Consider the following 8,641-nt stretch of genomic DNA (forward strand, 5'->3'; position numbering starts at 1 on the left):
GAGTTTTCTGCGGTAATTAAAATGATACGTTCAGGCTGCCGCCAAAGCTGCGTGTTGCAGGTAAACCGAACACGTCAATACCGGAGTATCCGTTACCGGTAGAGTAGGTAAGTTCGGGATCGTAAGGCGCCTTTTTATACAGATAAACCAGGTTCCTTCCAATCAGCGAAAACCGGATGCCTTTGATAAAATCTCCTGTCAGGAACGACTTTGGAAGGGTAAAGCCGAGCGACACCTCCCGGACCCTAACAGTAGTGGCATCATACATATATTCTCCGGTAACATGCTGCCTGCCGCCTACTGTTTTATACCATTTTTCAGCATCTACTTTGGCAACAGCCGCATTGTCCGACAAGCGTATACCATCAACCGTAAGCCCACCTTCATCTCTTGCTTTACCGCTGGCTGCAGATGCGCCATACCCATCCAGTATCTGCTCGGTAAGTGACATCACTTCTCCGCCAAAAGAGCCGTCCACCAAAAAATCGAGGCTGATCCATTTATAACTTATGCTATTGTTCCATCCCAACCTGAAGTCGGGGTTGGCATTTCCTACCAGTTGCCTGGCACCGCCCTGTACCACAGGGGTACCATCATCGTTGATAAAAACCTGCCCTGTTTTTTCATCCCGGCTCAATACCTGCGCATATATGTCTCCGTATGATCCACCCACTTTCAAAATGGAAGAATAATTATTGATATCGTCTGAAAGCACGAACTGGTCCACCTCCTCGGTCAGCTTTCTGATCACATTTTTATTACGTCCAAAGTTCAATCCCGTATTCCATGAAAAGTTCCGTCCGCTAACAGACCTGAAATTCAGGGAAGCCTCCACACCTGAGTTTTGGATATCTCCTCCATTGATGAACCTCCTGCTATATCCCGTACCCGGCGGAACCGCTACAGAAAAGAACTGGTTAATAGAGTTGGTTTTGTACCATGTTACATCACCGCTCAACCGGTTTTGCAATAACCGGAATTCGGCACCCAGTTCAAGCGAACGGGTCTTTTCAGGCTTGAGGTCAGTAAAAGGAGCGGTGTTGTTAAATGTAATGTCTCCTACCCCTGTGAGGTAATTGATAGGATTTGTAACATATATGGGCACCGTATTTCCAACTACGGCATAGGATCCCCGTATCTTAAGCAGGTTAATGGATTGTGGCAGGTTTAACAACTGATCCAGTAATACCGTTAAGCCACCCGACGGATAAAAATAGGAACCGTTGGGTGTATAGCTCAGGTTAGATGACCAGTCGTTTCTGCCGGTAACATCCATGTACAACCAGTTTTTATAGGAGAGACTGATATTGCCGAATACTGCCTGCAACTGCTGGTGCTGCGCAGATACTGCTCCAAAAGAAGTTCCCACGCCCCTGCTCATATTCTGTATGGTAAATACATTGGGAATATACATTTCATTTGAACCCAGACTTTCTCCTGCGTTACGGCTGTCTGTAATACTTGATCCTAAGATCGCCGTTAACTGAATATCATTGAAGTTTTTATTGATATTCAGCAATGCATCACCATATAACTGTGTAGTAGTAATATCAGATACGTTATAGCGACCATTCAAACCGGCATATACAGCGGCCGTTCCCACATAATATTTAGCTGTATTGTAATCATTAGTCCTGTCCATATTACCGCGGAGCTGAATATTCATCCATTCGGTAATATCATATCGTGCAGTGATATTGGTTACCGTTCTGAACCTTTTGTTCTTATAAAGATTTCTGTTAATTACCCAATAGGGATTTTGATTATCTGCAGTAATAAACGGCCAGTTTTGTACATACAAGTTGCGTACAGGGTCAAGCACCTCAAAATCTTTTTTGTACGGCGACATATCCTGCCCCCTCGGGAATGTATACAATCCGAACAAGGGCCCGCTCTGGAATCCGAATACCGGATTGTTATTTACAGTTTGCGTTATCATGTTTAGGTTCCCTTCCAGCTTTAGTTTATTGTTCAGGAACTGCGCCGACTGCCTGAAATTAAAATTATGCCTACCCATTGTATTACCCTCTACAATACCTTTGGCGCTTGTATTGGCATAAGAAAGATAAGTTTGCATTTTCTCTGTTCCGGAAGAAAAGCCGACAGAGTTGATCCAGGTATTTCCCTTTTGAAAGAAATCTGAAACGTTGTCGTATGAGGTACTGACCGGTGCGCCCCAGCTCTCCGGAGAGCCCGGAGCGGTTTGTCCATAGTGATGCTGCAGCTTAGGGGTGTAGGCCACTGCGTCTACTGTAAGACCTGAGGAAACATCAATTTTAGAAACACCGGCTTTGCCTTTTTTAGTAGTGATCAAAATAACGCCGTTGGCCGCCTGGCTGCCATATAATGATGCCGCTGAAGCGCCTTTTAAAACGCTCATGCTTTCAATATCGTCGGGATTAAGATTAGAAATACCGTCTCCCTGATCGGCCATTGAAAACGATGCATTGGCAGATTCACGCGTAAAATTAGTGAGCGGTACTCCATCAATCACATACAACGGCTGGTTACTGCCTGCAGCAGATTTGCTGCCCCGCAACAGCACTTTGGCTGAGCCGCCCAATCCTGCCGCACTCCTGCTGATGGTCATTCCTGCAACTTTGCCGGAAAGTGCATTGATCATATTCGTTTGGGGAACTTTGGTAAGCTCAGTACCTGCCACTTTTTGCGTTGCATAAGTCAGTCCTCTGGCTTGTCTCTGAATTCCCAACGCGGCTACTACTACTTCACTGAGAACAGACTGTGCTTCTTCCAATACTATACTCCAGGCGGTTGTACCGCTAACAGGCCTTTCCTGCGGCCCGAAACCACTATACGTGAAAATTAAAATATCACTGCTTGTACACGCAATACTGAATTCACCTTTCATATCAGACAATACTCCTGTGCTGGTACCTTTAATAGTTATACTGGCACCCACAAGTGGTTCGCCTTTTGTATTTCCTACTTTTCCTTTAATTATGACCTGTTGCTGCGCAGTTGCATACAAGCAGCAGCTTAAGGTAACTATGAGTACAGGCAATAGCCTACTCAAATACCGTAATGGTAAATAATCGTTGAACATTGCATTTTAGTTTTAGTCTAAAAAAAATTATTATAGGAAGGATTATCGAAACATTCCCGAAATTTTATTAATACCTTAAAATTACTACCAGGAAATCTCTAAAGAAACAACTGCATTTTCAAATTATGACACTTCATTTGCAGGATTGATTTTATCTCTTTTACTAACCGGTATAAAAAGCAGTGACCCGGTATATACCCACTATTCACAGGCAGGCATTGATTTATAATCGGAAGCAGAAAGAGGAGGCTTTACAACCGGATCCGTCTTTCCATCGCAATGATATAGTTTTAGTAATTCACAAAATCCCTGGTAGCATTTACTGGTAGGAGTTCCTCCATTGACTTTTAATTCGGCGTCAAGCATGGCACGTATGTATAATATGCGCCAACGCCAGTTCTCTTTTGCCCATGGTAGCATGTTGGCATCCGTTCTTTCTGCAATTTGAAATGCATCCTCTGCCCCGGGATCCTCCTGCGGTTTTACATTTTTCGAAGGAAACCAGTCCAATGTTAATTTTATACCCTCCAGCTTTCCCGGCCACCACCTCAGATGATGGTTCTGCTCAAGTGTGTGTATTACTTTTAAAACACTATCAGTAGCAGCTACACCCAGTTCATATCGTATGTACTCTTTTAGCACCTGGTCAATATCTACATTCTTATCCCAGTACATCTGTGCGTATGTAATCTTATTAATGTCATCAAAAATTCCTTCCGAATAGGGAAACCCGCCAGCCGAAAGATTCTTCACCTCTTTCCATTGTTGCAAAAGCTTATGCGGAAAAGGGTTGGCACCAAATCCACCCCAGGGAAAACTATTGTACATGCTTATTTCCGGAAATCCTATTGCGGTAACCGTATCCGGGAGGTTGGTGAAAAATCCTTTGTGCTTCTTTTCCGCCCCGGGTATCTTCTCTACCATCAGCATATCCATCCACTTGTTTACATCAGGCAGCTGTTGTTGTAAGCCGCTCCATTCTGTGCTATCAAACATCCAGGTAGAAAGAATGATGCGTGTATCGGGTATTTTTTCCCCGGCAAGATCCGCCACTGCCCGGGCAGCTTTCAGGAAACCGTTACTACCCCAGGGTTGACAGCCGGCACTGGCACAGCCTCCGGGATCGTAAGGCCAAACAGTGATATATTCCGGATTAAACTGCCTGCACCAATCAAAAAATTCTCCTCTCAATTTTAAAGCATGTGCCAGCGCTCGGGGTTTGTTAGGACATATATCTTCAGGATATACCGCGCCACGCCCGGCACCCGGTACAGCTCTCCAGCATTCCGGGTCGTTGGCATAGGCTTCATTAGCGATCATAGTGAAAGAGACTCCCATTTCTATTGCCCGGGCGGCTTTCATAATAGCAGCGATCCTTTCTCTGAAACCAACAGCAACGGTATCAGAAAAGGATGTAAAATGATGCATATCATACCACACTTTAATATTATTGTATCCCCATAAACCCAGGTCTTCAACATAATGTTCCAGCTCTTCAATCGGGGCATTCTGGTAGTAGTTATAAAAGTGAGTAGCCCAATAAATTCCCCGGATCTTTTTTTGAGGTACGCTCGTTCCCCGCCATCGTCCTACTTTAAACCCACCCGAAGTATATTCTGATATTCTTAGTAACTTGCCAACACCATATAACAATCCCCGTTCATCATTTCCGGTAATTGTCACTTCTCCATTTTTCCCGTCTGTAATAGAAAAACCCTCTTTCCCAACACCTTCTTCGATTTTAAAAACAATTTTTAATGGTAAGTTTTTACTCTTCGATACTTCAATATTTCCTCTCTCCCTCAATCGTTTAATAAATATTTGCTCAATTTTTTCTACAACAGGAAAACTTTTTTCGTTAGCAATAAGTTGTACTGCCCATACCGGTTCAGTCGGGATGGATTGTTTAGCATTGTTACAATTGGGAAATCCAAAAGTTATAACCAACATTATAGAGAGTGTATCAATCCTAAGCACAGAACTTTTTTTTTGAATACCGCAATACCTGAAACACATACAGAGATCGTTAACTTATTTAACTTCGTGCACTATATCCATTAATGCTTTTGTAATCCCGCCGGGATTATGATGCTGGATAACATTCCTTCCATAAACAATACCTGCAACGCCCTGCCGCATCAGTTCCGCAGTTCTTTGTATGATCTCTTCATCATTTGTTTTACCGCCGCCACGTACCAGCACAGGAATATCACCTGCTACTTCAATAACTTTATGATATTCCTGCACGTTGGTACAGGGATCTGCTTTAATGATATCCGCGCCCAGCTCCACCGCCTGTCTTACCAGCGGAATAATCTTTTTTATATCGCCATCCACCATATAGCCGCCTTTCTCAGTGTTGGGTTGAAACACGAGCGGTTCTATCATCAGCGGCATCTGGTAATGATCTGCCTCCGGCTTTAGTTTGATGATATTATCAATACACTCAGCAGTAACCTCCGGTGCTCCGGGTATAGAAAACAGGTTGATGCACATACAGGCGGCGTCAAGTCTTACTGCCTGCAAAGCAGCCTGATCTATCATCTTGCTGAATGCAGCAGTTGGCAACGATTGACCATATACATTAGCCACATCCGTTCTCAATACGAGAGCAGGTTTTTGTTTACCGGGTATCTGTTGTAAATACTTCGCCTGTCCCACGGTCAATTGTATGGCATCGGGTGCAGCCTCAACGATTGCTTCAACGGCTGCCTGTATATTTTCTATACCTTCCAGGAAAGCATACTCATTAAAGAAACCATGGTCAATGGCTACATCAAAACATTTTTTGGATACCGGGTGAAAAAGTCTGTTCAGCCTGTAGGTTTTCATTGTATTGCTTATATTATTTTATAGAAGAGAAATATATAACTGCAGGTTCTAATGCTTATCGCCATCCCACATCGCATTGATCATCGCAATGGTTTCTTCTACCAGTACCTTACCCCCATCGGGGCCGATATTGTTCGCCATAGCGCTGTAGCCGCCGCCATTGAGCGCTCTTTGCGTAGGCAGGTAGCCGCCGGAATCGCCGGCAAACTGTACAATAAATGTTTGTTTGGCTTTATTTCTTGCCGTAATTGCAAAACCGTAATCCACAAACAGCTCAAAAGAATTGGTAGCCAACGCCACATCATTGATACGCATCACATGCAGCTCGTATTCGTAATATGCAGGACGATGTTTGTCCTCATATTGCTGTACCACTATTTCCATTGGTCTTAACCATCCGTAATCAGAGGTCTTGCTATCCCAGGGTCCATGTGTCTTTATCTTTTCATTGTCTTTGATCTCTTTCAGAAACCGGTTCCAGGCGGTATGCGGTGAATACGGATCTGCCGGTTCGGCAGCTTTGATGGTATTAACAACAGCTAAAGCCTTCCGGTACTCTTCATCAGAGACAATACGGGTGGGTATCCGGATCTGCCTGACCTGGTGATAGAAAACAACATCAGAAGTGATTTTTTCCAGGGTAGAAGGATACACATTCTGTATTACACGATCTATTCTTTTCCCGATTTCAACAATACCCGGCACATCCCACATATCCGGTTCACCTGCACGATAGCGAGTAGTGAGGTCGCGCGGTGCTATATCGCCTGCCGCACCACACTGAGGAAGAATAAAAATATCTTTACCAAATCTTTTTGCTGTATTTTTTCGCACCTCACTCCAAAAATCGGATGACACATAGTATTTTGATTCAGTTACCTGTGCCGGACAGGCAACATTTATCCATATACCTGTTAATTGCTTATCAAGATCCCAGGTAAAAAGCAGATCGATCCCGGGATCAGTGGGCCCTTCTATGGCCAAAAAATCTTCCCGCTCCGTATCGCCATACATCTCCGCATTTCCGTCGGCATACATTACTCTGCGGTTGTGCCCGATAACCGCATAATCAAAGCCGGTGCTGACCGCAGCAGATTTACGATTTTCCCATGCATTAACTACAACTTTACAGATGCCATTTAATAATATCTCCCCGAAACGGCTTTCTACTTCGGGGTATGGCGCCGAATGGGTATGGGTGGCATTCAAAAATATTTTGTTCAGGTCAATATCCGGTATTGCTCCCTGCAGACGGGTACGAACGGCGTCCTGCATTTCTTTTAAAGCATAGATCACATCCATCGAAACCAGTATAGCCTGCTCTGAACGGCCGCCAGCTGTGGTCTTCTCTATGGCACATGCCGTTACGGTTAACCGGCTCTGCACGTATTCGGAGATCCGCTCGTAGTACTGTCCGTACAGCGATACCGGCCCATCCGGCGTTATATCTTCTGCAGCCCAGCCAATGCGCAAGCCGCCATCTTTTAACCGGTATGGTGAGCTATTCGCCATCATTCAATATTTTTAAGATCAATCATTACTGTTACTGTTTTTTCTTTCTGTTACTTTTTATGGAAAAAGTAACCAAAAGCCACCCGAAAACGATTACAGCCCGTTTTCGGGAAGGAGCTCAGATTTAACTTTTGTGCTACTGTCACTTCAGCTATAGTGCTCTAAGTGTTATATTACAAATAAAGCAGCCGACTTATCATCGTTGATGATAAGAGAACCATAGCAGCATTCACAGTAGCAATGCAGCCCGATCGAAGTGAACCGGTAAACGGCCGTATATCGTTTACCGGCGTGCTTTTCGCTTCCTTTTGCACGAGCAAAAGGAAGAAAATAACATCACTTCATAATTGGGGTGCATCGAATTAAAAACTTGCAATGAGGTTTCAACGACATTGCTGGCCAGACCCCTGCTAAAAACAGGGTATATCCTATGTTTTGCAGGCGCATGCTTGCTCAACTAATTCGAAATGCATTCTTTTATTTATATCCAAATTCTTTTTCTACTTCACCTATAGCATCTTCGATAATATCCATACCAATCTTTGCATATTTTTCATCCATGATCAACGGGGGAGACATGCGGAGAATATGACCTGCCGGTATCCACGCCAGTCCTTTTTTAAAAGCTTTCCGGTATACCGCCACTCCGGCTTCCACAAAAGGTTCCTTCGTTGCTTTATCCTTTACCAGCTCTATTCCCAGCAAAAAGCCTTTTCCTTTTACATCGCCGATAATGGGATGTTCTGCTTTCATTTGCTGCATCCGCTTCATGAAATAACTGCCCACGCTTTTTACATTCTCCAGTATATTTTCTTCTTCGATCACTTCAATGGAAGCCAGTGCGGCAGCGCAGGCCATCGGGTTGCCGCCATAGCTGGAAGAAGCGGAAATTTTTTCAAGCGCTTCGCCATTTTCCTCGCTTACCACCATTGCAGTTACCGGAAATCCGTTGCCGAATGATTTGCCGAACGTTACAATATCTGGTATTACGTTCCAGTGGTTCAGCGTAAGCCACTCGCCCGTTCTTCCCATGCCTGCCAATACTTCATCATCATAAAGCAGTATATTATGTTTTTCGCAGAGGCTTTTGAGCTTCGGGAAAAAATCGTCGGGTGGAAAAATGCTTCCCGCCCATCCCTGCGCGGGTTCAAGTACAAAAGCCGCCACATTGCCTACGGTACCTTCCTTTAAAAAATTCTCATAAAAGCTGAAATACCCGTCGCTATGAATAGT

General features: G+C 44.2%; 5 protein-coding genes. All 5 read right to left on the reverse strand.

The window, feature by feature from the left end:
• Window positions 1-16: 16 nt before the first annotated feature.
• Window positions 17-3,064, reverse strand: coding sequence for a SusC/RagA family TonB-linked outer membrane protein (locus tag PLH26_RS05445; RefSeq protein ID WP_324584982.1), 3,048 nt, complete (start codon window positions 3,062-3,064; stop codon window positions 17-19).
• A gap of 201 nt (window positions 3,065-3,265) precedes the next feature.
• Window positions 3,266-5,014 carry a hypothetical protein gene (locus PLH26_RS05450; protein ID WP_324584983.1) on the reverse strand — a complete coding sequence of 583 codons (1,749 nt, stop codon included), beginning with the start codon at window positions 5,012-5,014 and terminating at the stop codon, window positions 3,266-3,268.
• 81 nt (window positions 5,015-5,095) lie between these two features.
• On the reverse strand, window positions 5,096-5,896 hold the full coding sequence (locus PLH26_RS05455; RefSeq protein WP_324584984.1) for a class I fructose-bisphosphate aldolase: 801 nt from the start codon (window positions 5,894-5,896) through the stop codon (window positions 5,096-5,098).
• Window positions 5,897-5,944: 48 nt separating this feature from the next.
• Entirely contained in the window at window positions 5,945-7,411 is a 1,467-nt protein-coding gene (locus tag PLH26_RS05460) for a hypothetical protein (RefSeq protein WP_324584985.1), read from the reverse strand.
• A gap of 474 nt (window positions 7,412-7,885) precedes the next feature.
• Window positions 7,886-8,641: aminotransferase class III-fold pyridoxal phosphate-dependent enzyme (locus tag PLH26_RS05465; protein ID WP_324584986.1), on the reverse strand; the 756-nt coding region annotated here is incomplete at its 5' end.

This window comes from Agriterribacter sp. (genome assembly GCF_035444585.1).
Classification (GTDB): domain Bacteria; phylum Bacteroidota; class Bacteroidia; order Chitinophagales; family Chitinophagaceae; genus Agriterribacter.